The 25,986-nt window shown below is 60.4% G+C and carries 19 protein-coding genes and 2 pseudogenes; 11 read left to right on the top strand and 10 right to left on the bottom strand.

Translation table 11 applies throughout. The features are described from left to right. Window positions 1–184: 184 nt before the first annotated feature. Window positions 185–1,684: a group II intron reverse transcriptase/maturase gene (ltrA, locus tag AC5ZGW_RS15400; protein ID WP_349645062.1), complete on the bottom strand. Its 1,500-nt coding sequence runs from the start codon at window positions 1,682–1,684 to the stop codon at window positions 185–187. Window positions 1,685–3,093: 1,409 nt separating this feature from the next. On the opposite strand from ltrA, the gene AC5ZGW_RS15395 reads away from it, so the two are divergent. Then, window positions 3,094–5,004, top strand: coding sequence for a S9 family peptidase (locus tag AC5ZGW_RS15395; protein WP_130225283.1), 1,911 nt, complete (start codon window positions 3,094–3,096; stop codon window positions 5,002–5,004). 240 nt (window positions 5,005–5,244) lie between these two features. Here the strand turns inward: AC5ZGW_RS15395 and recD2 are convergent, their stop codons facing one another. Further along, entirely contained in the window at window positions 5,245–7,416 is a 2,172-nt protein-coding gene (recD2, locus tag AC5ZGW_RS15390; RefSeq protein WP_130225296.1) for an SF1B family DNA helicase RecD2, read from the bottom strand. Window positions 7,417–7,595: 179 nt separating this feature from the next. Between recD2 and AC5ZGW_RS15385 the strand changes: the two genes are divergently transcribed. From AC5ZGW_RS15385 to AC5ZGW_RS15375, 3 genes are all read left to right on the top strand, one after another. After that, window positions 7,596–7,796, top strand: coding sequence for a hypothetical protein (locus AC5ZGW_RS15385; RefSeq protein ID WP_245474657.1), 201 nt, complete (start codon window positions 7,596–7,598; stop codon window positions 7,794–7,796). Then, on the top strand, window positions 7,733–9,010 hold the full coding sequence (locus tag AC5ZGW_RS15380) for a DUF7986 domain-containing protein (protein WP_496113932.1): 1,278 nt from the start codon (window positions 7,733–7,735) through the stop codon (window positions 9,008–9,010). The genes AC5ZGW_RS15385 and AC5ZGW_RS15380 overlap by 64 nt, the downstream gene beginning before the upstream one ends. A gap of 530 nt (window positions 9,011–9,540) precedes the next feature. Then, window positions 9,541–10,608 (top strand): NAD(P)/FAD-dependent oxidoreductase, encoded by a 1,068-nt coding sequence (locus AC5ZGW_RS15375; protein WP_130225282.1) that lies wholly within the window; start codon window positions 9,541–9,543, stop codon window positions 10,606–10,608. A gap of 363 nt (window positions 10,609–10,971) precedes the next feature. On the opposite strand, the pseudogene AC5ZGW_RS15370 reads toward AC5ZGW_RS15375, so the two are convergent. Then, window positions 10,972–11,313, bottom strand: a pseudogene (locus tag AC5ZGW_RS15370) (aldo/keto reductase); the annotation flags it as partial. A gap of 236 nt (window positions 11,314–11,549) precedes the next feature. Between AC5ZGW_RS15370 and AC5ZGW_RS15365 the strand changes: the two are divergent. From AC5ZGW_RS15365 to AC5ZGW_RS15350, 4 genes and pseudogenes are all read left to right on the top strand, one after another. After that, window positions 11,550–11,831, top strand: a complete 282-nt coding sequence (locus tag AC5ZGW_RS15365) for a helix-turn-helix domain-containing protein (protein WP_130225295.1) — start codon at window positions 11,550–11,552, stop codon at window positions 11,829–11,831. 165 nt (window positions 11,832–11,996) lie between these two features. Then, window positions 11,997–12,164 (top strand): annotated as a pseudogene (locus AC5ZGW_RS15360) (JAB domain-containing protein); the annotation flags it as partial. A gap of 152 nt (window positions 12,165–12,316) precedes the next feature. Next, window positions 12,317–13,156: an aminoglycoside 3-N-acetyltransferase gene (gene aac(3), locus AC5ZGW_RS15355; protein WP_130225280.1), complete on the top strand. Its 840-nt coding sequence runs from the start codon at window positions 12,317–12,319 to the stop codon at window positions 13,154–13,156. Between the two features lie 89 nt (window positions 13,157–13,245). Beyond that, window positions 13,246–13,674 (top strand): GNAT family N-acetyltransferase, encoded by a 429-nt coding sequence (locus tag AC5ZGW_RS15350; protein WP_130225279.1) that lies wholly within the window; start codon window positions 13,246–13,248, stop codon window positions 13,672–13,674. A gap of 60 nt (window positions 13,675–13,734) precedes the next feature. On the opposite strand, the gene AC5ZGW_RS15345 is transcribed toward AC5ZGW_RS15350, so the two are convergent. Beyond that, window positions 13,735–17,601, bottom strand: a complete 3,867-nt coding sequence (locus tag AC5ZGW_RS15345) for a DUF4082 domain-containing protein (protein ID WP_130225278.1) — start codon at window positions 17,599–17,601, stop codon at window positions 13,735–13,737. A 202-nt stretch (window positions 17,602–17,803) separates the two neighbouring features. Between AC5ZGW_RS15345 and AC5ZGW_RS15340 the strand changes: the two genes are divergently transcribed. Further along, window positions 17,804–17,995: a hypothetical protein gene (locus AC5ZGW_RS15340; protein ID WP_130225277.1), complete on the top strand. Its 192-nt coding sequence runs from the start codon at window positions 17,804–17,806 to the stop codon at window positions 17,993–17,995. Between the two features lie 89 nt (window positions 17,996–18,084). Here the strand turns inward: AC5ZGW_RS15340 and AC5ZGW_RS15335 are convergent, their stop codons facing one another. Continuing rightward, window positions 18,085–18,459 carry a hypothetical protein gene (locus AC5ZGW_RS15335; protein ID WP_130225276.1) on the bottom strand — a complete coding sequence of 125 codons (375 nt, stop codon included), beginning with the start codon at window positions 18,457–18,459 and terminating at the stop codon, window positions 18,085–18,087. Window positions 18,460–18,780: 321 nt separating this feature from the next. Here AC5ZGW_RS15335 and AC5ZGW_RS15330 point away from each other — a divergent pair, with 321 nt between their 5' ends. Beyond that, window positions 18,781–20,448, top strand: coding sequence for a methyl-accepting chemotaxis protein (locus tag AC5ZGW_RS15330; RefSeq protein WP_130225275.1), 1,668 nt, complete (start codon window positions 18,781–18,783; stop codon window positions 20,446–20,448). A gap of 249 nt (window positions 20,449–20,697) precedes the next feature. On the opposite strand, the gene AC5ZGW_RS15325 is transcribed toward AC5ZGW_RS15330, so the two are convergent. Genes AC5ZGW_RS15325 through AC5ZGW_RS15305 form a run of 5 tightly spaced genes read right to left on the bottom strand, consistent with a single transcriptional unit; the run spans window position 20,698 to window position 25,030 of the window. Next, a complete protein-coding gene (locus tag AC5ZGW_RS15325) occupies window positions 20,698–21,396 on the bottom strand; it encodes an AprI/Inh family metalloprotease inhibitor (RefSeq protein ID WP_130225274.1) in 699 nt (232 codons plus the stop codon). Between the two features lie 13 nt (window positions 21,397–21,409). Continuing rightward, window positions 21,410–22,396, bottom strand: coding sequence for a 2-hydroxyacid dehydrogenase (locus AC5ZGW_RS15320; RefSeq protein WP_028163367.1), 987 nt, complete (start codon window positions 22,394–22,396; stop codon window positions 21,410–21,412). Beyond that, the gene (locus AC5ZGW_RS15315) at window positions 22,396–23,184 is read right to left on the bottom strand and encodes an ABC transporter permease (protein WP_130225273.1); all 789 of its coding nucleotides are present in this window, start codon (window positions 23,182–23,184) and stop codon (window positions 22,396–22,398) included. The genes AC5ZGW_RS15320 and AC5ZGW_RS15315 overlap by 1 nt, the downstream gene beginning before the upstream one ends. Beyond that, window positions 23,181–23,990 (bottom strand): ABC transporter ATP-binding protein, encoded by an 810-nt coding sequence (locus tag AC5ZGW_RS15310; RefSeq protein WP_130225272.1) that lies wholly within the window; start codon window positions 23,988–23,990, stop codon window positions 23,181–23,183. Before AC5ZGW_RS15310 ends, AC5ZGW_RS15315 begins: the two co-directional genes overlap by 4 nt. A gap of 20 nt (window positions 23,991–24,010) precedes the next feature. After that, entirely contained in the window at window positions 24,011–25,030 is a 1,020-nt protein-coding gene (locus AC5ZGW_RS15305) for an ABC transporter substrate-binding protein (protein ID WP_130225271.1), read from the bottom strand. A gap of 114 nt (window positions 25,031–25,144) precedes the next feature. Between AC5ZGW_RS15305 and AC5ZGW_RS15300 the strand changes: the two genes are divergently transcribed. After that, window positions 25,145–25,978, top strand: a complete 834-nt coding sequence (locus AC5ZGW_RS15300; RefSeq protein WP_130225270.1) for a creatininase family protein — start codon at window positions 25,145–25,147, stop codon at window positions 25,976–25,978. The last annotated feature ends 8 nt before the right edge of the window (window positions 25,979–25,986 follow it).

Here is a 25,986-nt window from a genome sequence, read left to right as displayed (position 1 = left end):
TATTGTTCCAAAGTGAACATAGCAAATCCTGCTAAGTTCAAACCTCCGTCCAAATGTCGACAGCGCCCCGGCTCGCACTCGGGCACCGAGCCCCTGCAGTCAACAGATGCCAATAGAGCGGTCGCGGTAGGGACGAGGATTTCTCCTCGCCCCCCCCCCCCCGCACAGATCCCGGCGTGCGCTGCTAACGCACCGGGCTCCTCCCTCGGGTTCTGGCGTCGAAGCGGTGACAAGGCAGCGGGTGTATAGTTCTGATTGGCGGAAAGAAGCGGGCGACGAGCTGGATGAACCTCTCCCAGTTGAGGCGTGCCGTTTGACTGCGTCGCTTGAGCGATGCGAGCCAGAGCCGCTTCACCTTGTTGAAGAACCACCACAGGCTCGGGTGGTTACCCGAGACTGCGAAGTAGTTCAGATGCCCTTTCAGCATCTGTTTCACCCAAGCGCCGGTTTTCGCGATGGGGTCGTGCATTATCCTGCGCAACTCGATCTTGATCGCCAGCAGCTTGGCTCGCATCCGTTTCTTGATCGTCTTGCGCCCGATGACGAACGAGCCCCATTTGCGTGATCGCGTGCAGAAGTGCGTGAAGCCGAGGAAGTCGAAGGTTTCAGGTTTCCCCTCTCCAAGCTCTTCACGTTGCTTGGCCGCGCGGCGGCCAAAGCGGATCAGCCGGGTTTTATCCGGGTGCAACGCCAGTTCGAACTTGCGCATTCGCTCCTTGAGATCGTCAAGGAACGCCCGTGCCTCGTGCTCATGCTCAAAGCCGACGATGGTGTCGTCCGCATAGCGGATGACGATCATGTCGCCCGACGCCTTGGTGAGGCGCCAGCGATGGACCCATAGATCGAACACATAGTGCAGGTAGACGTTCGCCAGAATTGGTGAGATCACCGCGCCTTGCGGAGCGCCACATACGCCCTGTGTTCTGCGTCCATCTTCGACAGTGCCGACCTTGAGCCATTTTGCAATGAGGCGCAGGATGCGTTTGTCCGCGATACGGTGCTCGAGGAAACGGATAATCCATGAATGGGCCATGGCATCGAAGAAGCCCCGGATATCCGCGTCAAGCACCCAGTTCACTTGCTTCCTGAGAGTGCCGGCGTGGAGGGCGTCCAGCGCATCGTGCTGACCGCGCCCCGGCCGGAACCCGTAGGAGAACCCGAGGAAGTCTTCTTCGTAGATTGCTGCGAGAACCGTCGCGACCGCCTGTTGGACGATTTTGTCCTCCAGGCAAAGAATGCTCAGCGGCCGTTTCGAGCCATCAGCCTTCGGAATGTAGGTACGTCTGGCCGGACGCGCTCGGTAACTGCCCCGGTGCACCTTGTCGTGCAGGTCCTCTAGCTTCTCTTCGAGGTTCTCTCCGTAGGTCTGCCACGTCACGCCGTCGATGCCCGGCGCGGAGTCCCGTTCAAGAGACAGGTAGCTCCGCTTCAGGAGATCGATGGTGATGTGATGCAGCAGCGCAGTGAACCGTACACTCTTGCTCTGTCGCGCCGCTCGGCGCACGGCGGTGAGTCCGTTCGACGCGGTGTCCCGGCGCAGTGTCCGGGCCGCGGCCGTCCCGCCGCCGTTTCCCTTGGGCGGGGTCCTTCCCTCCACAGCCTCCGCCGAGGGCACGCCCTCTTTGTTCGGCCGCTTCTCGGGTACTAAGACCCCGTCCGAATTCTCATCCGCGTGCATGTTCATCGTTCGGCTGTTGCCTTCATGAACCGGCCCGGCTTGCCTGTCCGGACACGGATGAGACTTCCCAGGTTCCGTGCAAAGAACTTCTCCACGTGCACAAGGTCTCCGACTGCGCGAGGTTCTTCCCATGCAAGCCATTCGCCATGAGACGATGTTGCCTTCTCTTCAACGGAATGAGATCGGCACCCCGGAATTAGACCCGTTTCGCAGCTCAATACTTGGCCCTCCCCTGTGAACGCTTCACGACGGTCCCTCGCGGGACGCCGCGCATCACTCGGGGTCGGGGCGGATGGCTAGTCCTTACCCCATGGGGGACTTTCACCTCCTATTCTTTGCCAGCTTTCCTGGCGCACTCCGTTGAGGGTCAGACTCGGAAGTTCTTGATAACCATGACCTTTGTCCGATTCACCGCCAACACCGGACGTGCGGAGCTCAACCTGCGCAGGGTTAGGCTTAGTCCAGCAACTCTCAGCAGCTATGGCGATCCTGATCATGAACAGGTCTGCGAGGAGCGTTGGCGGCTTCGCCCTTTTGGCGCTCTGCTTCGTACTGCGCCCGATTTCCTGGTTCGGGGGCGTTGAATCCCACTAGGCGAATGTTCGGCCGACCATCATCCAGGCCGATCGTATCCCCGTCGATAACGTGCCCCGAGATCGAAGAAGGGGCAGAGACAGACTCGGCTACGGCTGACTTGAGTTTAGTAGATAGCAATAGCCAATGCGCAACATCTCCCGCCCATGTCGACGAGGTGATGGAGTGGGTGCTTTGCTGCAGTGCATGAGTCCGAAATTGGGCCCTCAACCGAAATGGGCGGATGGACGCTCTTAGGTCGGCTTTCCGAAGAAGACCGGACCTCGCTCGCGCAAGACCGCAGCTTTTGCCCCATAAGCGACATCTGCCACTTGCGTAACTTCCGCTTCGTCTTGGCAGCCGAAATTGACAGTAGCTAAGTTAGAATCAGCGCGGCCGGTGCTTTTGCCGCCAAAAGCGAATACCCTATGGCAGCGTTGGTCGGCGCGTTAGGACGGCGTGTTCACGCATGCACTCATTCCATACTTCGAAAATTGGTCCGGGGGCGGGCGACTCGGCGTCCGTGGCGAGAGCAAAGGCGCGAGAGCGTTTGATATTGCAGGTTTGTGGCTGGCGCTGAGGGCGGATAGCATGACGTGCGGCCGCTCGGGGCAACGTCACTGTGGCTTCTCGCCTCTCCAGCATGGCGGCGCCAGCAGAGGCGCTAATCAGCCGCGTTGGCCGCTACAGGCTGCAATCCCGCAGTGCTGCAGGCGCGCCAACTCGACTTGAAAGGTCGAACGGCGCCGATCACGGCCCATGTAATCGGTCGTCATTCAGCGCGTCTTGCGGCCTAGGCGCGCGAGTATTCGGGTGTTCTTGACTGCGACGGAGAAAGATTCATGGTGGGTCAGCAGACCGGGAGTTTCGGATCATGGATCTCCCCCATCACGGCCGACGCGGCCGTGGCCGAAACCGGGTCACTCTCGCAGCCGCGGATTGACGGCGACAATATCTACTGGATCGAGGGGAGACCCCTCGAGAAAGGTCGCAACGTCGTGGTGGCCAGAGCCGCCGACGGCACGATCAGAGACATTACGCCGTCCCCCTTCAGCGTGAGATCGCAGGTCTATAGTTACGGTGGGGGCGCCTATGCCGTCAGCAACAGCGTCGTGTATTTCGTCAATTTCGGCGACAATCAAATCTACCAGCAGCTCGCGGGCGGCGCGCCGACGAAAATCACGTCTAGTGCGAAAAGCTTGTTTGCAGATATTTGCGTCGACGCCGCACGAAATCGACTGATCGCGATAAGAGAGGAGCGTCCGAACGGCGACGTCATCAAAGCGATCCATACGCTGGTCGCCATCGACATCGCGACGGGCCGCGAAGCAACGCTCGACAGCGGATGTGACTTCTACTCGTCGCCGACGCTCGACGTGGATGGCTCAAGGCTTGCGTGGTTGAGCTGGCAACATCCAAATATGCCGTGGACTTCCACCTATCTGAATGTGGCAGCTCTCGATCAGGCGGGCGCGCTGACCGACAAACTGATCGTCCAAGGCGGTTCCGAGTCGATATTTCAACCCCAATGGTCGCCGGACGGGAGGCTCTACTTCATTTCCGACCGCACGGATTTCTGGAACCTATACCGTTGGAACGCCTCCGGCGTGGAGCGGGTCCTAGCTCGAGACGCGGAATTCGGTGTCCCTCAGTGGCAACTCGGTCTCTCGACCTACGCGTTTGCGTCACCAGACCTTCTGATCTACTCGTTTGCCCAAAACGGTACATGGCGCCTGGGCCGGTTAGAAATACCCACACTGATCGGTCACGACTATCCGATGGAATTTTCCTCCTTGTCGGGTGTGCATGCGTCGGCAACAACCGTAGTGCTGCGTTGTGCCACAATGACCTCGCCGCCGGCAATCGCGACCGTCGATGTGAACACGGGAGCGGTTTCGCCGATCAAGCTTTTGGTTCCATCAGGCAGCTTGCAAAAATTTCAAAACTACTTTTCGACGCCGCAACCGATCGAATTTCCGACTAGCAACGGCGACATCGCCCACGCCTTCTATTATCGTCCGTACAATCCGGACTGGCAGGCGCCAGCTTCGGAAAGACCTCCCTTGCTCGTGAAGAGCCATGGCGGGCCGACCACCGCGACCGATTCGGCGCTCAATCTTTCGGTACAATTCTGGACTAGTCGGGGATTCGGTGTTCTTGACGTTAATTATCGCGGAAGCACCGGGTATGGAAGGAAATACCGGGAAAGGCTTTACGGTCAGTGGGGTGTTATTGACGTCGTGGATTGCATTTCGGGCGCGAAATTCCTTGCCGCTCGGGGCGATGTCGACGGCGGAAGGTTGGCGATCACGGGCGGCAGCGCAGGCGGCTATACGACGTTGTGCGGGCTCACTTTTCATACCGAATTTGCCGTCGGTGCGAGCTACTACGGAATCAGTGATCTGGTCGCGCTCGCAACTGAGACTCATAAATTCGAGCTGCATTACACCGACTGGCTTATTGAGCCGTTTAGGCCGAACAGCGCACTTTACTACGACCGTTCGCCGATCAATTTCACCGATAGGCTGTCTGCTCCAGTGATATTCCTCCACGGTAAGGACGATCCAGTCGTGCCGATCAATCAGGCTCAAAGGATGTATTCGGCGCTTCAACGCCGAAATATCCCGACCTGTCTGCTTATATTCCAGGACGAGAAGCACGGATTTCGTCAGTCGGCACATCTTCGCCACGCGCTTGAAGCGGAGCTTCTGTTCTATTCCATGAACCTGACACGGGCTCCGCTTACATCGTGATGTCACGGCGGAGCACTCGAGCATTCGGCGCGATACCGGCCACACTACCCCCTGCTGGCTCCTTCGTCCTTGGTGGCCGAGGTCCGCTGTTCTGGTGATGTCGCGTTCTGGCCCTACTGCGAAATCCGGCCGGGTTCTGAAATAGTCGGCTTATCGGGGTAGTCCGCAAGCGGTTGGCCGTCTATATTATTGAAACTACGATATAATTTTGTGAACGGTTGGCTCTGATGGGTCTGTTGGCTAGCATTGTAGCCATTCAGCTAGTTTCGACCACCGGCGCCGGCCAGAGACATTGCGGACCGCAATGGCAATCGCTTTCTTCTGTCCGACCAGCACGACCAATTTCTTGCCCCGCGTGACCCCGGTGTAGAGCAGATTACGCTGCAGCATGGTGTAGTGCTGCGTCATGACCGGAATTACCACGGCCGGGTATTCCGAGCCTTGGCTCTTGTGGATGGTTGCGGCGTAAGCCGGCACCAGGGTGTCGAGTTCGCCGAAGCCATAAGTGACAAGCCGCTCGTCAAAGGTTGCGGTAAGCTCACCGTCATCGGGCTCGACAGCCTTCACGTAGCCGATATCGCCGTTGTAGACCTCCTTATCGTAGTCATTCTCGATCTGCATGACCTTGTCGCCAGGTGAGAAGGTCCAGCCGAATCTCTCGACCTTACACGCGCCGGCAGGGTTCAAAGCTGCCTGCAGTTCGACGTTGAGCGATCGCGCGCCAACACCACCTCGGTTCATGGGGCAGAGCACCTGAATGTCGCGGACGGGATTGAGGCCAAAACGTTTGGGAATCCGCGTCCTGACCAATTCGACAATGCGCTGCACTGCAGTTTCCGGATCGTCCGCCTCCACGAAATAAAAATCGCTGTCACCGTCAGGTTTGCGCAGATCGGGAATGCCGCCCTCGTTGATACGGTGCGCGCTGACGATAATCCGACTTTTGGCCGCCTGGCGGAACACCTCGATGAGCCGAACCACCGGTATGGCGCCGGATGCGATTGTATCGACCAAGACCTGGCCCGGGCCAACCGAAGGCAGTTGGTCGACATCCCCGATCAGCAGCAGGGCGGCTTTATCCGGCACCGCCTTGAGCAGCGCATGCATCAGCAGCACGTCCACCATCGATGTTTCGTCGATAACAAGCAGATCGCAGTCGAGCGGATTCTCGTTATTCCGCCGAAAACCACCTTTCGCCGGATCAATTTCGAGCAAGCGGTGAATCGTTTTGGCCTCAAGGCCGGTGGCTTCGTTCATCCGCTTGGCCGCGCGGCCGGTGGGGGCACACAGCAGGAGCCTTACATGCTTGGCCGACAGGATGCGCAGGATGGCTTGGACGATCGTGGTCTTGCCGACCCCCGGTCCGCCGGTAATCAACAGAACCTTGGAAGCAAGCGCCAGCCGGACCGCCGCTTTTTGACTTTCGGCGAGCGTCAGGTTGATCCGCTGCTCAATCCATGGAATGGCCTTGTCGGGATCGATCGAAGCCCAGGGACGTTCGCCCTTCGCAAGCGTCAACAGCCGTTCGGCAATAGCCCGTTCGGCGCGATACAGACTGGTAAGGAAGATGCAGTCAGTCTCACCAACTTGGTCGGCGATGACGGTCCCCTCAGCCAGTTCGAGATTGAGCGCCGTACGAATCAGATCCTGCGGTATCTCAAGGAGCTGTTCGGCAAGCGGCACCAATTCGTTGGTGGGCAGGGCGCAGTGCCCGTCGTCCATTGCCTCGGTCAACGCATAGGAGATGCCGGCTCGCACGCGGATCATGGCAGTCTTGTCGACGCCGAGCTTCATCGCGATAGCGTCGGCAGTCTTGAAGCCGATGCCGCGGATATCGCGCGCCAAACGATAGGGATTTTCTGACATGACCTGCACGGCATCGGCGCCGTAAGTCTTGTAGATGCGCACCGCCCGCGCCGTGCCGACGCCGTGGCTGTGCAGGAACACCATGATCTCGCGCACCACCTTCTGCTCCGCCCAGGCGACCGTGATGCGGCCGGCTCGGACCGGACCAATGCCATCCACCTCCTGCAGGCGGTCGGGTTCTGCCTCAATGACATCGAACACCCTGTTGCCGAAGGCGCGCAGAAGCTTCTTGGCATAGACCGGACCAATGCCGCGGATCATTCCGGAGGCGAGGTATTTCTCGATGCCTTCGTTCGATGTAGGCGTCGAGGTTTTGAGGAACCGGGCCTTGAACTGTTGTCCGTGGGTGCGGTCGTTGACCCAGTCGCCGGTCGCCGTAATCCACTCTCCGGCCGAGATCGTGGCGGCATGGCCAACCAGGGTGACCAGATCACGGTGCCCGCGGGCCTTAACCCGGATGACACAAAAGCCGTTGTCGGCGTTCTGATAAGTGACGCGCTCAACCAATCCAGCCAGTATCTCGCGATCGGATGGTGTGGGTTCCATACTCACAATAACCGCCACACGCGAGGGCGCCCCTTCAGCAAATCCGGTTTATCCGAGAAAACCTGTTGATTCGACCCTCTCGAGGAAGCCCGGCCGTCGAGCCGATGATGTCCATTGGCTAGACTACACCACCGCGAAGGCTGGGGCAGTGATCGATGATTCCACGACGCGAGCAAGATATGACCGGCACGCATTTGCTCCAAGGATTGATGAAATGGCTGACCCGCGACGAATGGCGCGATCGGTTCGCGGATGTCTATGACGATCATCTGCTGCCCGCCTGCGACCAAACCGATCTCGATGCAGAGGAGATCAGATCCATACTCGGCGAAGCCTGGTTCATGCGCACCGTCTGGGGTGTGCTTTCGAGGACTTTCTGACCCGAGATTTCGAAGACGGAAGCAATGTCGTCGATGACTATCTGAAACGCCGGGGCTGGAAGGAAGGCGCATCCACTCGGGCCTACATGGCCGCCTTGCGAACGTCAGTGATGAGCCTCTATGAAGTCAGCGATATCGTCCGGGACACCTCGTTCCGCGCGCGGGACCTTGTGCGCGGAGGCGAATCGATCCTGATCAGTGAGCGTTCGGCGACCCGGTCCCTTAAACCGTGGGACCGGATCGCGACGCGCGTTGTGCAGGTTGGATCGCAAACCCAAATCAGTGGTGCCATACTGCTGCTCGATCGCGATACATCGGAAGAACTCCTCAAATTGTTGCGCAAGGTCGCGAAGCGCGTCGAAAGGAAGAAACAAGCGGTTGCCGAGTTGGTTGGCCGCGGCGTCGACAACCCGGCAATTGCCAACGGGTTCTCCGAGACCGCGGTTCTGCATGCCGTTACCCCAACGATCACGACCGTTTGGCTCATCGACACGATTGATCGCGCATTACGTCCGCAAATTCCCGAGGTGTGTAACGCCGAGGGTGATGAGCTCTTGTTCTGTACCGCGCATTATCCTTTCGTGGCTGGCACCACGACCGATGACATTCGATCGGCGTTAGGGCGCTGTCCTGAGCTGCGTCCGGAAAATGCGACGTTCTGGAATTGGATCAGTTCCGGGAAACCGACCAAGACCCTGGATATGGACAAGCATCTGCCGAAATCGCAGATCTTCATCACGTCTCTCGGCGATGGCTCGCTCGTACTCGGCGGTGTGGAATTGAAGGACAAGGCGTTGGTGCTCTCGGTAAATTCTCGGGAACGTTCCGACCGGGGGCGCGCGCTACTATCCAAGACGCTCGGGGGATTGGTAGGGCAGCCCTTGGTCGAGATGCAATCCATCGAGCAGCTCACGGCATCGCAGGATGCTCCTGTGCCGTCAAAGCTGGACATGTCTGAGGAAGAGCGCAGCGCTATCATTCATGACAGCTTGGACCGGCACTATCGCGACTTGCTCGACCAGCCGATCCCGATGCTGGGAAATAAGTCGCCACGCGCGGCGGTCAGGACTGCGAAAGGTCGCGTCAAAGTCGTCGATTGGCTTAAAACCCTTGAAAACCACGCGGCCAAGTCTGCAGGCCGCAACGGTGAGATCGCGAATTACAGCTTCAACTGGATATGGACGGAACTTGGCGTCGCAGGATTGAAACGATGAGGACAATCGGCGAGGTGAGTTCGCACTGTTATTCTGAAGGGTGGCAATCTGGCGCGCGAGGAGGCGGCCATCTGAATTTAAGATTGAAAGTAGGTAGTGCGATCTGAGCCAAATCGTCGTGGAAATCTAAAAAGTGAACAGTGACGGCGGACAGTGGCTGGCTTCGCTGGTTTCTGACGATTTCGTCGTTTCCTTGCGCCGGTGCGTGGCGATATGCTCGATTGACGTCGGCACCTCTGCTGCCGGAGGAGCTCGCAGCTGGGAGGTGACAATGACGTCAACTCTGATCGGCAAGCAGGCCATCGTGATCGGCGCCGGCATGGGCGGGCTCGGGCCGCGGGGGCGCTCGCCGGCCGCTTCGATCAGGTAGTTGTTCTGGAGCGCGACACTCTGCCCGCGGAGCCAGCGTATCGCGCGGGGACGCCGCGGGCCCGGCACGTGCATGCGCTGCTGCTCAGCGGCCAGCGCGCCCTCAGCGAGCTGTTCGCAGGCTTCGAGCAGGATCTCGTGCGTCCGGTCTCGATGTTCGCATTGAGCGCCCGGGCTACGACCCCTTCCCGCAACGCGATCTCGGCTGGTCCAGTTACGCCGTCTCACGGCCGACAATCGAGCGTGCCGTGCGACGGCGGGTGGAAAGCCGCGCAAACACCACGCTGCGCCAGCGCTGCCGGGTCCATGAAGTGTTGGCTACACCAAATGGAGAAGCGGTCACCGGCGTGCGCTACGAGAAAAGCAACGGCGCAAGCGAGACGATCACGGCGGATCTCGTCGTCGACGCGTCCGGACGCGGCGCCGTCACTCTCGCTCTGCTGCAGTCGATCGGACAACCACTGCCGGAGGAGACCACAATTGGCATCGATCTCGGCTATGCCGCATGCATCTTTGACATCCCCGACGACGCCGCGACCGATTGGAATGGCGTTATGACTTTGGGCCAAGCGCCCCAGAACGGCCGTGGTGGCCTGATGTTGCCGCTCGAGGGCAATCGCTGGATGGCGACCATTGGTGGGCGCCACGGTGACGTGCGGCCCGGCGATGCGGAGGGATTTCTGACTTACGCCAGGGCACTGCGGACGCCCACGATCTACAATGCGATCGGTCACGCCAAGCGCCTGGACGGAGTCGCGCGTTATGGCTTCCCCGAGAGCGTGCGGCGTCATTTCGAGCGACTTGACGTCTTTCCACGCGGGCTATTGCCCATAGGTGACGCAATCTGCCGGTTCAATCCCGTCTACGGCCAAGGCATGAGCGTGGCCGCGCTGGAGGCGTGCCTGCTCCAGAGGCTGCTCGGGAGACTAGGGGAAGACAGCGATCCAATCGCTGCGCTGGCACCCGCTTTCTTCGCCGAGGTGCAGACGTTGATCGAGACGCCGTGGTCGGTGGCCATACTCGACTTCGCGTTTCCCGATACACGCGGGCAACGTCCGGCGGATTTTGAGACAACGCTCAAATTCGGTATCGCCCTGACCCGGCTCGCCGCCGAAGATCCGGCCGTCCACAAGCTGACCGCCGAAGTCCAAAATCTATTGAGGCCGCGCAGCGCTTATCTCGAGCCCGCCCTCGTGCAGCGCGTGCTCGCGAAGATGGCCGAGGTGTGACCGGTGGGATGGGCACGATGCATGATCCAGCTTCGCCTCGTGGATCTCGCCTTTATCAAAACCCCTCCCAGCGGGCAGGGTCGGACTGCATAAGCGCGCTCCGCAACTGCGGTCAGGCTCGCAACGGAGATCCGCTCGCCTTTCATCCCCCAAGGCTCCCCGAGTGGTCATCAATTTCGGTGCTGCCTCAAATTCAATCATAATCTGGCTTCGGCCCGAACCTTGAGAGGGTCAGGGTCTAGCGCTATCTGTGAGGTCCTGTGTACCATTTGCGTGTTGAGCGCGGCGGCGGAGAGTAGGCGTCGTTCAAGCCGCTGCAAGTACTGACATTTGATTTAGCTCGGAGCGCAGGGATTGCCGCGCCGCGCGGCGGAGCGACTGCACACCGGCTTCAGACATGCCGAAGTGTCTGGTCTTGCCCGCTTGTATGAGGTCTTTCACGGCTGCCGCGACATCCTCCATCGAAGCATTGGGATCGACGCGGTGCTGATAGAGCAGGTCGATGCAATCGGTCTTGAGCCGTTTCAGCATGCCTTCCGTCGCGGCCTTGATGTGATCGGGACGGCTGTTCATCCGCTCGAAGTGTTTTCCCGTCTGAAGATCGATGTCCCAACAACTTTGTGGCGATCACACCTGATCTTGGACTGGAGCGAGTGCCTCTCCCGCAATCTCCTCATTTCGGAACGGGCCATAGACCTCGGCGGTACCCAGCCCGCCATCGTCGACATTCTGGTCAGCCGGCTTGATGCTACATTTGCAGCGCCGCTCGACGTTCTTCTCATTACCGAGCAGGGTGAGGCACGCATCAGTCAATGATCGACTGCAGAACACGGTCTGCACATGTTGGAGTCTCCTCGATGACCAGTGATCCTAGCCTCATGCAAATAGGAACGCGCAACAGCTTGTTGCACAAAATCGTCACCAGCCGTTCGTTCACACCTCTGTCGGGCCCAGTATTTCTCACTCTTGAGGAAGTTGTTGAGCGCTATCGCGCGCAGGTCAGCGAGGGAACCCTCCGCAACTGGCGTTCGATGAGGATCGGTCCATCGTTCATGAAGATCGGCAAAGCCACTCTCTATCCGTTGGAGGAGCTCGATCGCTGGGACCGCAGAAACCTAGTCGTTTGCCGACCTTCGCGATTGCTCCTTTGGAGGAAGCGGCGGGGTGAAATGTGCCGGATCCGGCAGTTAGCGCTGAGCGATACCAGCCGAGATAGATATTGATTCGGAATCCGTGCTACAACGTGATCGTGGAGTCTCATGAAAGCATCTGCATGACAAGTCGGGCCCATCACGATCTGTAACGAGGAACTAACCCCAATTACATACCCCTTCCGAACTTAGAAAATCACTAGAAGCCTGCCTCTAAATAAGATTCTTCCTTCGAGTATGTTGGTGCACAACCACCCTTCCGGCGACCCGACGCCCTCGCAGGCCGACATCCAGATGACGAAAGCGATCATCGACATCGCCAAGCCACTCGGCATCTCCGTGCATGACCACATTATCGTCGGCAAGAACGGGCATGCGAGCTTGAAGGGGATGCGGCTGATTTGAATCCATGCTGGTTTCAGCGCCCCGGTTTGCCCTGACGGTCAGCTACGTCGACCAATACGTACCGCCGGCTTACCTCCTACTGGTACTTTTCCTCGAGGTCGGCCCCTCGGCACGGCCGATCCAGCCGAGAAGAAACTGGGAGAGAGATTCCAATGAGAGCAAGAACCGAAATCACAGCAGACCTTCAACGACTGGGCGTCCAACCGGGAGATCTCGTGATGGTCCATGCCTCGTTGAAGGCCATCGGTAGTGTCGAGGGCGGCGCGGCCACCGTCGTCGACGCTCTTCTCGACGCCGTCGGGCCGACGGGTACCGTAATGGGCTATGCCTCATGGGACCGATCACCGTACGAGGAAACATTGAACGGCGCTCAGATGGACGAAGAACTCCGTCGCACCTGGCCTCCGTTTGACCCTGCAACCTCTGGAACATATGCGGGCTTCGGCCTGCTCAATCAGTTCCTTGTCCAGACCCCCGGTGCGCGACGTAGCGCACATCCGGACGCATCGATGGTCGCTATAGGTCCTCTCGCAGAAACTTTGACAAAGTCTCATCACCTTGGTCAGGCGTTGGGAAAAGGCTCGCCCCTCGAACGTTTCGTCGAGCTGGGCGGAAAAGTTCTTCTGCTAGGCGCTCCGCTGAACTCAGTCACCGCACTGCACTATGCCGAGGCTATTGCCGATATTCCTGGTAAACGCCGCGTGACCTATGAGATGCCGCTACTTGGCCCCGATGGTCAAACCGTCTGGGAGTGGGCCGAGGATTTCGACTCGAACGGCATCCTCGATCGCTTCACGGTCGACGGAGAGCCTGACGCGGTCGAAACGATCGCGCATGCATACGCTGCCCTCGATCGGCACCGGATTGACCGAGTAGGAGACGCATCCTGCTACCTGTTCGACGCGCAGGACATCGTTTCCTTTGGCGTGACCTATCTTGAGCGCCGTTTTGGCCGGACGTCGTCGCCCTTGGATGATCCCCGAAGCGACTAGCCTTTCAAACGACATTTGCAGCATAGGCCATGATCAATGATCATTCTGACCAAATCTGCTCTAGCACATGATCCGAGAGGAGCAACGACATGGAATGGACATCCGACCAGGACCGGATCGACTGGAATGCGCTGTCGGAGCTCTATCGGATCGCTCCGCTGGGCGACAAGAAACCGGAGGAGCTGAAGCGCGCGTTCGGAAACAGCATGTACAAATGCTTCGCGTTCGACGACGGCATCCTGGCCGGCGCAGGACGCGCCGTCGCTGATGGTGTCGATTGCTCCTACATTTGCGACATTGCGGTCCATCCGCATTTTCAGGGGCGAGGCCTCGGCAAGGAGATCGCGACGCGATTGCGGGATCTGTCGCGCGGCCACAGGAAGATCATCCTGTACGCCAATCCCGGGACTGAGGGACTTTACGAAAAACTCGGCTTCCGGCGCATGCTCACGGCGATGGCCATCTTCAGCAGCGAGGACGCCGCGATCAAGAAGGGCTTGATCGCGGCCTCGGCTTAGAGCGTGGTGCCATTGGTTGAGTCGGCAGCCGGTTCACTTTGCATTTCCCGCTTGTCTCGCTTACGGCCCAGCGCCGGCGACGAACAGCACGTCGACCCAGTAGTTATTGGCGCCGAAGGTATTTGTCGGGAAGCTGCTGCTGGTGCCGTAGACATAGACACCATTGCCTCCGCTGCTCGCGCTGGCCGGCGCCGTAAGTGCGCCGTTGACATGGTCGGCGGCGAAATAGTTGGAGTCCGCCGAGTAAAAGCCGTTACAGTGATAAGAAGCGACGTAGATCGTGTTGGCGGTCAAAGCCACCGGTGTAGCGAGATTGACAGTTTGCCAGCCGCCGGGGGTCTCGTTGGTGGATGTCGCGCTGGCTAGCAGGGTCCCGGTCTCAGTCCATAGGTTGATGATATGCGGACCAGTGTTCTGCGGCCCTTTGTAAAAGAGAATTGCAAAGACGAGGCCGCCGGTCGACGTCTCGAACTTGACCCCGAGTTCGACCGCGCTGGAATCGTTGACCGTGATGTTTGCCGGGCTGGTCGTGGCGGTGAAGAGGCTGATGGCAGCGGATGGGATAACAGTCAGTGAGACGGTTGCCGAGGCGGTCCCTCCGTGGCCGTTGGTGATTGTGTATGTGAAGCTCGCCGCTCCGAGGTAACCGCTGGTCGGCGTGAAATTGACCACCTGCGTCGTTGCATTGTAGCTGACCGTTCCGTTGATCGGGGCGCCGACGCTCGAGATCGACAGGGCAAAGCCGTTGGGATCGGAGTCATTGGCCAGAATCGTAGCGGCCGGAATGGCAAGGACTGTATTCTGGAGCGTTGTAAATCCGCTGTCGTTGTTCGCAACGGGAGGTAGGTTTCCGCTGCCACTCGGGTTGAAGAGGACATCGACCCAATAGTTGCTTGCGTCGAAACTGCTGGTTGGGAAGCTGCCGCTGGCGCCGTAGGAGAAGACTCCATTGCCGTTACTGCCGGCGCTGTTGGGGGCCGTGAGCGGCCCACTGGTATGGTCAGTGGCGAAGTAGTTCCCGTCCACAGAATAGAAGCCGTTGGTGTGATAGGAAGCGACATAGATCGTATTGGCGGTCAAGGTCACCGGTGTGGTCAGACCCACGGTCTGCCAACCACTCGCGGTTTCGTTGCTGGATGTTGCGCTGGCCAGCAGGGTACCCGACGAGGTCCACAGATTGACGACATGCGTGCCTGTGTTTTGCGGACCCTTGTAGAAAAGAATTCCGAGGACCTGGCCCGCAACGGATGTCTCGAACTTGACCCCGAGTTCGACCGGGTTGGCGTCGCTGACTGTGATCGTTGCCGGTGTCGTCGATGGACCGAACAGGCTGACGGTGCCGGCACTCACGGTCAGCGATACGGTCGCGGAGGCGGTGCCGCCATGGCCGTTGGTGATTGTATAAATGAAACTGGCTGTCCCAAGGTAACCGGTCGTCGGCGTGAAGCTAACGACTTGCGTTGTTGCATCGTAGCTTACAGTTCCATTGACCGGGCTGCCGACGCCTGAGATGGATAGTGTGTAGCCATTTGGATCCGTATCATTAGCCAGGATCGAGGCGGCCGGAATGGACAGGATCGAGTTCGGAGGGGTGATAAAGCCTCCGACGTCATTCGCGATGGGTGGAAGATTCCCGGTTCCACCAGCGCGGTTGAATACCAGATCGACCCAGTAATTGCCTTTCAGATTTGAGCTCGCGGGAAAAATGCTCGTCGATCCATAGGCAAATACACCATTGGCGCCGGCGGCCGGTGCGCGCAGCGGACCCGCGCTCCGCGTATTGAGAAAGTAGTTCAAGTCCGCAGAATAGAGGCCCGTAGCGGTGTGGTACGACGCAACGTATGTCGCGCCTGCATTGACAGTGACCGGAGTCGGAAAATTGACCTGCTGCCAGCCGTTTGACGTTTCGCCGGAGAAGGCCGCGGTTGCAAGCAACGTTCCGTCAGCGCTCCAGAAATTGCCGACGTGCGGGCCGGTGTTGAGCGGCTCCTTGTAGAAACGGATACCGCTGACAGTGCCGGCAGCGCTGATCTGCACTCGGATACCAAGCTCTATTGCCAGGGGATCGTTGGCGAGTACCACGAACGGCGCATCAGTAGGCGTGAAAAGGCTCACGACCGCTCCAGGTATAACGCTTACGGTTACACCGGCGGCGGGTGTCTCCATATTGAGGCTGTCGTCGACAGCCCGGGACTTGATGGTGAACGTGCCCGGCTGCAGTGGCCACCACGTGTATGTCCAGTTCGTGGTGCCTGTGGCCGGGTGCCAGGTCGTTCCGCCGTCGGTCGAGACCTCGACGACCGCAACCAGCCCATCGACATCTCCAGCGGTGCCCGAAATCGTCACCGCTTGCTGCTGGACAAGGCTTGCACCTGAAGCGGGAGTAGAGATCGTCGAGACCGGTGGCGTGTGATCCGTTGATGCACTGGCGGCAACGAGGTTGGTCTGCAGGGTTTGCGGCTGCACGCCCATGTCCGCAAACACGTTCACCATGGCCTGCTGTACGTTGGGATCCTCGGGCGTCGGCCCCACACTGCTAAGGTTGCAGTAGTCGTGCGTCGTGTCGAGGCCAAAAGACAGGAAGACCGTTCCCGTACCGAACACGATTGCCCCGCTCGACGCGCGATACAGGACGAGATTATGTGTCGCAGTTCGGGCGCCGGTGGTGTTCCCATAATCGAGCAGATAGGTGTCCACCGGAAGGACCGTCGATGACACCGCAATCAATCCGCCCGGCCGGAAGCCGTTGTCAGGCGCTTCGTCCCATTCGTAGCCAAGCATACCGATTGCCAGAGAGTTGGTCTGGCCGGCTTGCACCGCCGTATTCCGCCAGAATCTGAACTGTGCGAGGTCCGAAGGAATCGTGATCTTGTCGCCGCGAAATGAATCCACCTGGAAGATGGTGCCGGTCAGCGCATTTTCAGGACGTCCTCCATCGGACGGAGGGCTGAAGCTCGGATCGCGCCAGGTGCCGGTCCACTCCGGCGTCGGATCGATTTTTGCGGCGGCGTGGGTTTCCTTGTAGCAGACGAGAATGCGGTTCGCCGTGCCGTTCGCATCCGCTTCCCATCGCGTTTTCCAGTAAACCTCGTTGCCGCTCATGAAGATGAGATGCACGCCCGCATCACGTGCGGCCTCTACATTGGTCCGGAGATCGCCGGACCAATATTCATCGTGTCCGACCGACATGAACACCTTGTAGTTCGTCAGCGGGATGTTGCCCGGCCCCGCGTCGACGGTTGAGATGTAGGTCACATCGTATCCGTTTCGCTCGAGCCAGCGAATTGCTGCATATTCCGCGCTGAACACGAAATCCTGCGGGCCAGCATATAGCCCAATGCCGTCACGTGTACCGAAGGGCCGGTTGTAGCTGACTTTGTAAGCGCGCCCGTCAGAACTCTGCGTCGCATTTCCTCCGTACAGGCTTGCACCGCCCCAGCCGTTGTAGGCATGCCATGTGGTGTCGCAGGTCTTGAAGACGATGTCCCGCGCCACACCGTCATTGCGGACGACAAAGGTAATATGGCTTTCGCCGGCTGTCGTGTCCTGACGGACAAGCTTTGCGATATACACGCCGGAGACCGCCGTCGCGGGGACGGTCCACGTGACGGTGACGTTCCAGTTGGCGGCATCGTACAGACCGATCGACGGATCACCGTCCGGTTGCGACGGCTGGATCGACGCGGTGTTCTGCTGAATGGACGTTACAAAACGAGCGCCGGCGCCGCCGTAATAGCCAAGGCGATAAATGTCGATCCGGTAGTTCGTCGAATCGGTATTGATCTTGAAGCCGATCTGGCTTCCACTATTGACACTGATGCTGGTGGCGAAGCCTTCTATATTGGTGGCCGCCGGACCGCTGAGGTCCCATACGTCTTGAGGGGTGCCGGTGTTCTGGTTTTCGATAACGATCGGATTTGGTGCCATTTGCTAGCATCTTTGCTGTGGGAAACGTGACTGCAATAAATCGTCGTCTGCAGAGCTTGGTATCGAACGACTACTCGAGCGTTCATTAATCGACGTTCACAATCTAGTGCGATTGCGATGGCGCCGTGACACCACGTTCGATTGTTGAGAGACTAACCGCCGGCGCCAGAGGTTAACCGATCAGTCAGGGAGTGATGATCCGATGCAAGAACGACCGACTTGGACCGAAGGCAAAACCTGGTTGTATCGCGGTTATCAGGTCACGCACGCTCGTGACGGAAAAAGCCTGGAGATCCGCAAAGGTAGCGAGCCGCCGATGAAAAGCCTTGCCAAGCCGGTCACATACAAGGAGGTAACCGACTACATCGACAGACTCCATCCCTCGGCGCCCTGACGAGATTCCCCGGTCGGGGTACATCAGTGTTGTGATTGTGTGCGGAGCTTCGAGAGAGAAACACTCGGATCGTTCGCATCGCCGAAGAGTTACGGCCCGACCCAGCGCCGCACCGCATCGATCGTGTCGGCAGGCGTGGTATTGAAGCAGATGGAGGCCTCCGGCGCCAGCCGGTGGACCAGATTGAGGATCTTCTCGAACAGCAGGAGGTGGGCGGAGGGTTCGCGCAAGCCCGCGCCGATGACGACGCAGTTGAACCGCTTCGACTGCAGCGCCGAAGCGACCACCTGCTCCGCCGTATCGCCGAGGTCGACGAGGCAGGCGTCCGCCTCATAGCCGTGGCTGCGCAACTGATCGATCTGCGCGTCGATATAGTTCCTGATGAGGTCCGGCGTGAGCTGCGGAAAGGCGCTGAAATCCGCGAATGCGGGATCGATGCCAATTGCAAGCACGGTCGTCGCCATAGCGCGCTCCTGGTCCGAAGAAGCCGGATCGAGACATGAACAGCCAACGCCGCACACGCCAAGGGCGTTCCTCGTCCCAGCACAAGGACAGGTGAGAGCGGGTGAAGAACTGCTCGAAGAAAGCGCCGAGCACGCGGTTTTGCGTGTTCGGCCGCGACGCAATATCGGAGCTCGGCAATTTTGCCAGCGGTAGCGGGATATTTAAGGGACCGTTCACACCATGCTGAGAAGCTTCTGGTGACATTTGGAATTTTGATTCGCCGATCATGAATACCAGATCGACAATTGCGTCGCCTGGCCCGCCAACGCAGGAACCCAGACATGTTTGGAAGCCGGAAATCGCGTGCCGGTGACATTGCCAAGACTGCCGCCGACGTCATCACTGCCAACCTGATGATCGCAGATGCGTCACTGACCATCACCTACATGAATCGTGCGGTGACCAGGCTGCTCACCGACGCGGAAGCCGATATCCGCAAGGAGCTTCCGGGCTTCTCGGTCGGCAAGCTGATCGGCAGCAGCATCGACATGTTTTACAGGGATTCCGCCGAGCGCCACGCGCTGGCGCAGTTGAAGACGCCGCAGCGGGAGACCATCAGGTTCGGTGGCCGTGCCTTTGATCTCATGATCACGCCGCTGACCACCGACGACGGGCAGCGCGCAGGCTTCGCCGTGGAATGGTCCGATGCTTCGATCCGGCTGCAGAACCTGGACTTCCGGGCGCAGACCACGGCCATTGGCCGCGTCCAGGCGGTGATCGAATTCAATCTCGACGGCACTGTCATCACCGCCAATGAGAATTTCCTGCGCGCGCTCGGCTATTCGCTGGCCGAGATCCAGGGCAAGCACCACAGCATGTTTGTCGAGGCGTCATTCCGCGACAGCCCGAACTATCGGGAGTTCTGGCAGAAGCTGAACCGGGGCGAATTCGAGACCGGCGAATTCAAGCGGATCGGCAAGGGCGGCAGGGAGGTCTGGATTCTCGCGTCGTACAATCCGGTGTTCGACGAGAACGGCAAGCCGTTCAAGGTGGTCAAATTCGCCACCGACGTGACCGAGCAGAAGCTGCGCAATGCCGATTTTGCCGGCCAGATCGCGGCCATCGACAAGTCGCAGGCCGTGATCGAGTTCGCGATGGACGGCACGGTAAAAACGGCGAACGCGAATTTCCTGAAGACGCTTGGCTACACGCTGCACGACATCCAGGGCCGTCACCACAGCATGTTCGTCGATCCGGCCGAGCGTGACCTGCCTGCCTATCGCGAATTCTGGGCTGCGCTGAATCGCGGCGAATACCAGACCGGTGAGTTTCGCCGCGTCGGCGCCGGCGGACGCGAAGTCTGGATCCAGGCCTCGTACAATCCGATCATGGATCTCAATGGCAGGCCGTTCAAAGTCGTCAAATACTCCTCCGACGTCACCGCCCAGGTGATCGCGCGACTGAAGAGCGAGCGCGTCCGCGGCATGATGGAGCAGGTCGCGGCCGGCGCCGAGGAATTGAATGCCTCGGTGCGCGAGATCTCGGAGGCGATGGTCAAGTCGAAGGAAACGGCTGCGGCCGCCACCGACCATGTGCAATCCGCCGACCACCAGGCGCAGCGGCTGACCGCCGCAGCCGCCTCGATGAGCGGCATCCTGCAGATGATCGGCGACATCACCGGCCAGATCAACCTGCTCGCGCTGAACGCGACCATCGAATCCGCACGCGCCGGCGAGGCCGGCCGTGGCTTTGCGGTGGTCGCCGCTGAAGTCAAGAACCTCGCCAACCAGGCCAAGCAGGCGACCGACAAGATTGGCGTCGAGATCGACTCGCTCAATGGCATTTCCGTCGACGTGGTCACTGCGCTGGGCACGGTCCGCCGCTCGATCGAGGCGGTGGGAGAATATGTGACGTCGACCGCGGCCGCAGTCGAGGAGCAGAGCGTCGTCACCGGCGAGATGTCGTCGAGCATGCAGCGCGCCGCCAACGAGGCCGCCGCCATCGGGTGATAGTAGCGGATCGCCACGGGCGCGGATCGCGAGATCAGGCGAGTTGGTACCACGTCGGAGGTGCCTTACCTCTCCCCATCGGGGAGAGGTCGGATCGCATCGCAAGATGCGATCCGGGTGAGGGGGATGAACTCCATCGAGGGACCGTAACCCTTCGCCCGGCGCTGCGCGCCGACCTCTCCCTGTGGGAGAGGTGAACAACGGCGGTCACGCCGAGTCAAACAAGAGTCGTCACGCCCTGCGGCGCCGCTACTGATCACGCAGCATAATCAGGGGGGCGGCGGTGTCGGGGACCTTGCGCCACTGCGCATTGTCGTCAGCCTCGAACTGCCAGGTCTCGCCCTTCTCGGACATCAACAGCATCTGGCCGTGATCGAGCCGCCAAACCGTCGGCGCGAATGCCGTCACCGCCGGATCGCATTTCGGCTTCAGGAAGACCTGGAAATTGTCCTGGCCGGCTTCGGTGTTGGTCAGCGTCAGGCCGCAGATCGCCTGTCCGTTGCCGCGCACCATGGACCAGTCTCCGATCATCTGGTCCATCGATTTGGCGAGCGCGCGGGCCGCGGCGAGGTTTTGCAGGATGTAGACGCCCTCGCCGGTCCGGTGCCCCTCGAAGATGCCGCTCTCGACCTCGGTGAAATCGATTACCGGCTCGCCGGCCGCATTCTGCAGCCGCACGATGTCGAGGCCCTTGATGTTCCAGGCGGCGATGTCCTTGGTGAAGGGCAGCGCGGCCGGACAGGACGGCTCGAGCTCGAGCTTGAGGCCTTGCGCCGTGGCATCGCCCTTTAGCGTCACGACGCAGGTCTTGCTGCGCTCAGTGGTGGCAAGCTCCCACTGCCCGATCATTTCCTGTTTCAGCGACGAGGCATCCTGGGACGACGCAGGTCCAGCGCCGCCGGCAATTGCCAGCAGCACGGCCACGATGCTGAAACGGCGGACTGACATCGACGATCCCTGATCAACGTCCCTTTACCGGGGTCTCCGCAACCGGCGTGAGCGGCGGCTTGCCGGCGAACCAGCTCTTGAGATTGTCGACCACGAGCTGATCCATGGCATTGCGCGTTACCACGGAAGCCGAACCGATATGTGGCAGCACCACGACATTCTGCATCGACTTCAGCTCGTCCGGCACGTTCGGCTCGGTGGCGAACACGTCGAGACCGGCGGCCAGGATGGTCCCCGATTTCAAGGCCGCGATCAGCGCCGGCTCGTCCACGACCGAACCTCGCGCGACGTTGATCACCACGCCCCGCGGGCCGAGCGCCTTCAACACCTCGGCATTGATCATTTTCGCAGTGGAGGCGCCGCCGGGCACGATCACGACAAGCGTATCCACCGCCTTCGCCATCTCGATCAGGTCGGGATAGTGCTGGTAGGACACGCCGGCCGCGGGATTGCGCGAATGATAGACGACGGGAACGAGCGAAGCCTCGAGCCTGCGGCCGATCGCCTGCCCGATCCGACCCATGCCGACGATGCCGACCTTGCGGTCGCGCAGCGAGCCGACGCTCAAGGGATAGTTCTGCGTCTGCCAGAGGCCGGAGCGCACGTAGCGGTCGGCCTTGATGAATTCGCGCAGGGTCGCGATCAAAAGGCCCATGGCGACGTCGGCGACCTCTTCGGTCAAAACGTCGGGCGTGTTGGTGACGATGATGTTGTGCTCACGCGCATAGGCGGACTCGACATGGTCGTAGCCGACGCCGAAGCTCGCGACGAGCTCGAGCTTCGGGAATTGCGCCAGCACGGTCCTGTCGGTCGACACGGTGTGATAGGTCACGGCCATGCCGCGGATCCTGGCCTTGGTCTCCGGCGTCAAGCGTTCGAGATCGGCGCGGTTTTCCGCAGTGTGCAGGATGAACTGATCGGGAAAGCCATTCTGCAGAATGGGACGGATCGGCCCGTAAACCAAAAGGTCGATCTTGTCAGAAGAGATAGTTGCAGCCATCAGCTTTCCTTTCCAAGCGCGCTCTCGTGCCAGCGCCGCAATACCAGGTGCGAAATTAGCGCCAGCACCCCATAGATGACAATCCCGGCGACCGAGAGCAGGAACAACGCCGCGAACATACGTGGAATGTTGAGACGATAGCCGGACTCGGCAATGCGGAACGCGAGACCGGAGCCTGCGCCCGCGGTGCCGGCCGCGATCTCGGCCACGACGGCGCCGATCAGCGACAGGCCGCCCGCGATCCTTACCCCCCCGAGGATGAACGGCAACGCCGCGGGCAGTTTCAGAAAGCATAACGTCTGCAGCCGCGTCGCGCCGTAGAGCTGGAACAATCCGGCGAGGTTGCGGTCGACCGAATTGAGCCCGAGCGTGGTGTTGGACAGGACCGGAAAGAAGGCGACAATCCAGGCGCAGACCACCACCGCGGTCTGTTGCTGCAGATAGATCAGAAGCAGTGGCGCGATCGCAATCACCGGCGTGACCTGCAGGATCACCGCATAGGGGAACAGCGAATATTCCAGCCATTTCGACTGGTTGAACAACAGCGCCAGCGCGATGCCGCCGATCGCGGCCGCCACGAAACCTTCGAGCGTGGTCAGCAGCGTGACGCCCAGCGATTGCGACAGCACCGGCCAGTCGCCAATCAGTGTCTGGAACACCGCCACCGGCCCCGGCAGCACATAGGGCTGGATATTGTTGACGCGAACGATCGCTTCCCACAGCAGGATGGCAGCCGCGAAGACGACGACCGGCAAGAGCAGGCGGACCGCATGCCGCGAGGACTTCATGCGCCGGCCTGTCCCGCATAGGCAGGCGCCAGCGCGTTGGAGACCTGGCGGCAGAAGCCGGCATATTCGGCGGAGGTGCGGAATTCCTCGCTGCGCGGCTCGGTCGCGCTGATGCGAAACTCCGCGCCGATCCGCCCCGGCCGCGCCGTCATCACGATCACGCGCTGCGAGAGATACACCGACTCGAACACCGAATGGGTGACGAAGATCACGGTCTTGTGCAGCTTGCGCCAGAGCGCGAGCAGATCGTTGTTGAGGCGGAAACGCGTGATCTCGTCCAGCGCCGCGAACGGCTCGTCCATCAGGAGAATATCGGGATCGGTGACCAGCGCCCTGGCCAACGAGACGCGCATCTTCATGCCGCCGGACAGTTCGCGCGGATAGGCGTGTGCGAATTCGGCGAGCCCGACCTGCGCCAACGCCTCGTCGATGCGCGCATCCGCCTCGCTCGTCGGCGCATGAGCAAGCTTCAGCGGCAGGCGGACATTGTCGCGCACGCTCGCCCACGGCATCAGGGTCGGCTCCTGGAACACGAAGCCGATCGAGTGATGGCCGCGTACTTCCGCCGCGAGATGCGAGACGCTGACGGTGCCGGCGGTCGGCGCCGCAAGGCCAGCGATCAGCCGCAGCGCAGTGGATTTGCCACACCCCGACGGCCCGACCAGCGTCACGAATTCTCCCCGCTTGACCTCGAGATCGAGCGGGCCGAGCGCCGCGACGCCGCTGTCATAAACCTTCGTGACCCCACGCAGGCTCACCGCAAGCGAGGAGCCGGCGTCCAGTTCGCTCGGGGCTGGCTCGGCCATCACGAGAGCTCTCTTCGTGCCTAGTTCTTCGGCCGCAGGTCGAGCCCAACGCCCTTGTTGACGAAGCGCAGCGTATAGGCCTGGCGGAAGTCGATATCGGAGCGAACGACGCCGGCCCGCACCATCTTGTCGAAGAAGCTCGCCATCCGCTCGTCGGTCATGGCGCCGATGCCGTTCTTCAGCGAGTCGCCGGAATCGACGATGCCGTATTCCTTCATCTTGTCGATGGAATAGCTGAGCAGTTCGTCGGTCATTTCCGGATTGAGCTTCTTGATCATGGCATTGGCAGCGGTATTGTCGCCGTAGAGATAGTTGTACCAGCCGATGATGGAGGCGTCGACGAAGCGCTGCACGAGATCGGGCTTCTTCTCGACCGTGTCGCGGCGGGTCTCGATCAGGGTCGAATAGGTGTTGAAGCCGTAATCGGCGAGCAGGAAGATACCGGGCTTGAAGCTTGCGGCCTTCTCCACCGCGAACGGCTCCGAGGTGACATAGCCCTGCATCGCGCTTTTCTTGTCGACGATGAAGGGCTGCGGGTTGAAGGTGTACGGCTTCACCTTGCTCTCGCTGAATCCGTATTCGGATTTGAGCCACTGGAAGTAGGTCGTCATACCCTCCTTGGAGACGAGCAGCGTCAGCGGCTTCAGATCTTCGAGCTTGGTTGCCTTGATGTCAGGATGGGTCAACAGCACCTGCGGATCCTTCTGGAACATCGCGGCGACGGCGACCAGCGGCACGTTGTTGGTGACCGCGTCGAAGGATTGCAGCGAGTTCGCACTCATGAAGAAATCGATCTTGCCGGCGATCAGGAGGATGCGATTGTTGTTGTTGGGACCGCCGGGAACGATGGTGACGTCGAGGCCGTATTTGTTGTAGGTGCCGTCGGCTACCGCCTGGAAGAAGCCGCCATGCTCGGCCTCCGCGACCCAGTTGGTGCCGAACGAAACCTTGTCCAGGGTCTGGGCCTTTGCGGGCGCAAAGGCTGCAACCAGGGCGCACACGGCTATGGTTAACGCTCGCAGCAAAAAGGCCCGCTTCATGGTTGGACTCCGTCGCTGGTTATGGCCCATGATGGGTGATGGACGCCGAATGCGCCCGCGGCAGGGCCGGCAAATTACCTCGCAAATCCGCGCAAAGGAACGCTTGGCAGAGAAATGACTTCGACTGTTCCACCCCGCGACTGGACCGAAATCCGCTGGCCGGAGGTCGCTGGCGCCGATCCGGCGCGCTGGATCGCGGTATTGCCGCTCGCAGCGACCGAGCAACACGGGCCGCATCTGCCCCTCGGCACCGACGTCATGATCGCCGAAGCCTATCTGGCGCTTGTGCGCGAGCTGTTGCCCGTCGGCCTCCCCGCGACCTTCCTGCCGCTGCAGCCGGTTGGCATTTCCACCGAGCATATCGACTTTCCTGGCACGCTGACGCTGCCGGCCGATGTCGCATTGAAGACGTGGACGACGCTCGGCGACAGCGTGGCGCGCGCAGGCGTCAAAAAGCTGGTGATGGTCACGAGCCATGGCGGCAACAGCGCCGCGATGAGCCTGGTCGCGCAGGATCTGCGTGCGCAACACGAGATGCTGGTGGTCACCACAAGCTGGTCGCGGCTGAGCGCGGCGGAAAAGCTGTTCGATGCGGAAGAAGTGCATCACGGCATTCATGGCGGCGCGGTCGAGACCTCGATCATGCTGGCGCGCTATCCGCAGACGGTGCTTAGGGGCGCGATCTCGGATTTTCATCCCGCCAGCATCGCGATCGAGAAGGATCACCGCTGGCTATCGACGCAACGGCCCGCGCCTTTCGCCTGGCAAACGCAAGACCTGCACGCAAGCGGCGCGGTCGGCGATGCGACCAAGGCTGCCGCGGAGAAGGGCGAGCGCCTGCTCGATCACGGCGCACGCGCGTTCTGCGAGCTGCTTATCGACGTCGATAACTTCGACGTGAACAAGCTCGCAGCCGGGCCGCGCTTATCCACTAAGCCGCTGTTCTGACAGCAAAA

The organism is Bradyrhizobium sp. Crot121 (assembly GCF_059512385.1).
This window is presented reverse-complemented; position numbering and strand designations above follow the sequence as displayed.

Coding starts and splice junctions, on each gene's coding strand:
- recD2 (WP_130225296.1), bottom strand. CDS start 7,416: ATGGAACCCACACCATCCGATCGCGAGATACTGGCTGGATTGGTTGAG.
- AC5ZGW_RS15325 (WP_130225274.1), bottom strand. CDS start 21,396: ATGTCAGTCCGCCGTTTCAGCATCGTGGCCGTGCTGCTGGCAATTGCC.
- AC5ZGW_RS15350 (WP_130225279.1), top strand. CDS start 13,246: ATGGAATGGACATCCGACCAGGACCGGATCGACTGGAATGCGCTGTCG.
- AC5ZGW_RS15330 (WP_130225275.1), top strand. CDS start 18,781: ATGTTTGGAAGCCGGAAATCGCGTGCCGGTGACATTGCCAAGACTGCC.
- ltrA (WP_349645062.1), bottom strand. CDS start 1,684: ATGAACATGCACGCGGATGAGAATTCGGACGGGGTCTTAGTACCCGAG.
- AC5ZGW_RS15345 (WP_130225278.1), bottom strand. CDS start 17,601: ATGGCACCAAATCCGATCGTTATCGAAAACCAGAACACCGGCACCCCT.
- AC5ZGW_RS15395 (WP_130225283.1), top strand. CDS start 3,094: ATGGTGGGTCAGCAGACCGGGAGTTTCGGATCATGGATCTCCCCCATC.
- AC5ZGW_RS15305 (WP_130225271.1), bottom strand. CDS start 25,030: ATGAAGCGGGCCTTTTTGCTGCGAGCGTTAACCATAGCCGTGTGCGCC.
- AC5ZGW_RS15340 (WP_130225277.1), top strand. CDS start 17,804: ATGCAAGAACGACCGACTTGGACCGAAGGCAAAACCTGGTTGTATCGC.
- AC5ZGW_RS15320 (WP_028163367.1), bottom strand. CDS start 22,396: ATGGCTGCAACTATCTCTTCTGACAAGATCGACCTTTTGGTTTACGGG.
- AC5ZGW_RS15335 (WP_130225276.1), bottom strand. CDS start 18,459: ATGGCGACGACCGTGCTTGCAATTGGCATCGATCCCGCATTCGCGGAT.
- AC5ZGW_RS15300 (WP_130225270.1), top strand. CDS start 25,145: ATGACTTCGACTGTTCCACCCCGCGACTGGACCGAAATCCGCTGGCCG.
- AC5ZGW_RS15385 (WP_245474657.1), top strand. CDS start 7,596: ATGACCGGCACGCATTTGCTCCAAGGATTGATGAAATGGCTGACCCGC.
- AC5ZGW_RS15315 (WP_130225273.1), bottom strand. CDS start 23,184: ATGAAGTCCTCGCGGCATGCGGTCCGCCTGCTCTTGCCGGTCGTCGTC.
- AC5ZGW_RS15310 (WP_130225272.1), bottom strand. CDS start 23,990: ATGGCCGAGCCAGCCCCGAGCGAACTGGACGCCGGCTCCTCGCTTGCG.